Raw genomic sequence first — 2,582 nt, forward strand, 5'->3', positions numbered from 1 at the left:
GCCACGATTCACTACATCACTGCCGGCTATTTCGAGCACCGTACGGACCATCCGCTCGCCTGACGGACCTGGCCGAACCGACGGCCAGGGCGACGGTCCTGGGGCACAAAAGCTGCTATTCGGTGGGGATGCTATCTGGCCCCGAGAAGTCCGCAACGTCGGCTTCAGCCGCTCCAGGTTCCCAGCGCGTGCTCGACCTTCTCTGGAGCGCCAACTTCGTCTGTCCGCTCGCGTATGCCGGTCTCGCACTCTTACTCGGTGTTGTCGACGAGACCGCAGCCCGCGCGTGGTGGATCGTGGCTTACCTGTGCGGCGCGCTGGCCGCGAGCGCGGCGGTAGCAGCACAAGCCTTGTGGCGTAACTGGTCGCCTGCCGACCTCCCGGTGCACCGGGCGCGTGCCCGCGCGGCGGATCTGCCGATCCTTCGAGTGCGCCTAGTGCAGGTGTGGGCGCTGGACTCGCTGGCCGGGATGCTCGGCTTCGTCCTGGCGTTGCTGGGATTCCCGAGAGACGTCTGGATCTGGTTCATGTTCGCGTCGGCAGCGCTGCTCTGCCTGCACCATCCCGCGCAACTTCGTCTCGCCGAACCCGCCGGCTGAATGCCGGTACGCGTCCGACCCTGCGCTCCTGCTCGGACCATCCCAGGGCCGAGTACCGCACGCTCTTCCGCAAGCTGCCGACATCGGAGTTGACCCGGCTGGCATGCACGACAGTCACGGACTACCGTCGCGCTACCGTGTCGGGCTGAGCGTTCGTTAGAATGCGGCGTCCAGAACCGCCAGAACCCCATCCGTGATTCAGTTCCGCAGCCTGACGCTCGCGCGCGGCGCGCGTTACCTCATCAGGGACGCTTCGCTGCAGATCCACCCCGGCTGGCGCGTGGGTCTCGTCGGCGCCAACGGCAGCGGCAAGTCCAGTCTGTTCGCGCTGTTGCGCGGCGAGTTGCACGCCGAAATGGGAGAGTGCGAGGTCCCGGCTCGATGGATGATCGCCTCCGTCGCACAGGAGACACCCGCCCTTTCGAGATCGGCGCTCGACTACGCGCTGGATGGAGATGCCGAACTGCGAGCGATCGAACGGGATCTCGCCGCTGCGGAGTCGGCGCACGACGGGCATCATATTGCCGAACTGCATGGCCGGCTGCACGAGATCGGCGGCTACGCCGCGCCGGCCCGAGCAGCCGCGTTACTCGCGGGGCTCGGTTTCGCGCAGGAGGACTTCGCGCGACCGGTGTCGGAGTTCTCCGGCGGCTGGCGCATGCGCCTCAATCTCGCGCAGGCGTTGATGAGCCGTGCGGACCTGCTGCTGCTCGACGAACCCACGAACCATCTCGACCTCGACGCCGTGGTGTGGCTGGAGCGATGGCTCGCGGGCTATCGCGGCACGCTGCTGCTCGTATCTCACGATCGCGACTTCCTCGACGCGTGCGTCACCCATGTCGCGCACATCCATGCTCAGCGGCTCACCCTCTACACCGGCAATTATTCGCAGTTTGAAACGCAGCGCGCCGCGCAACTCGCGGTGCAACAGGCGACGTGCGAGAAGCAGCAGCGCGAGATTGCGCGCCTCGAACGCTTCGTCGAGCGCTTCCGCGCCAAGGCAACCAAGGCACGTCAGGCGCAAAGTCGCCTCAAGGCGCTCGATCGCATGGAGCGCATCGCGGCTGCCCACGTCGATGCGCCATTCGACTTCGAGATTCCTTCCGGAAGACGTGCTCCCGACCCCTTGCTCGTGCTGGACGACGTGTCTGTCGGTTACCCGACTCGCATGGTGCTGGCGCGTGTCCATCTGACACTGCGTCCCGGCGCGCGGCTGGGGCTGCTCGGCCCGAACGGCGCGGGAAAGTCGACACTCGTGAAGCTCCTCGCCGGCGAGCTCGCGCCGCTATCCGGTCGTCGTACGGAAGGCAACGGGCTCGCGATCGGTTACTTTGCGCAGCATCAGCTCGAACAGTTGCGGCCGGACGAATCACCGTTCGAACACCTGGTGCGCCTCGATCCGCGCGCTGGCGAGCAGGAACTGCGCGACTATCTCGGCGGATTCGATTTCTGCGGTGCCGTGGCCGACTCGCCCATCGAGCCGTTTTCCGGTGGAGAGAAGTCCAGGCTTGCGCTGGCGCTGCTGGTGCGCCGCCGCCCGAATCTGCTGCTCCTGGACGAACCGACGAATCATCTCGATCTCGAAATGCGCATCGCGCTGACCAAGGCGCTGGCAGAGTACGAGGGGAGTCTCGTGCTCGTATCGCACGATCGCGCGCTGCTGCGCACTGTGTGCGACGGCTTTGTGCTCGTCGCGGACGGGCGTGCGCTGGAGTTCGACGGCGACGTGGACGACTACCTCGCATGGCTGGATGCAAGACGTGGGCAGACAATCCCGGTCGATACCAACAAGATGGCGCGCAGGGAAGCGCGCGAGAGCGCCGCGGCGATTCGTGAAACGAAGCTGTCGCAGCGCCGACCCTTGCTGAGGGAGGTGGAGAAAGTGGAGAGGGCGATGGAGGAATGGCAAAGCGAGAAGTGCGCGCTTGACGCGCGGCTCGCTGATTCCTCCCTCTATACCGGTGATGCTGCGGCCGAACTGCG

General features: G+C 66.1%; 2 protein-coding genes. Both read left to right on the forward strand.

The window, feature by feature from the left end:
* Nucleotides 1-188 precede the first annotated feature (188 nt).
* A complete protein-coding gene (locus JNK68_17025; GenBank protein ID MBL8542047.1) occupies nucleotides 189-599 on the forward strand; it encodes a hypothetical protein in 411 nt (136 codons plus the stop codon).
* A gap of 193 nt (nucleotides 600-792) precedes the next feature.
* Nucleotides 793-2,582: ATP-binding cassette domain-containing protein (locus tag JNK68_17030; protein ID MBL8542048.1), on the forward strand; the 1,790-nt coding region annotated here is incomplete at its 3' end.

This window comes from Betaproteobacteria bacterium (assembly GCA_016791345.1).
Classification (GTDB): domain Bacteria; phylum Pseudomonadota; class Gammaproteobacteria; order Burkholderiales; family JAEUMW01; genus JAEUMW01.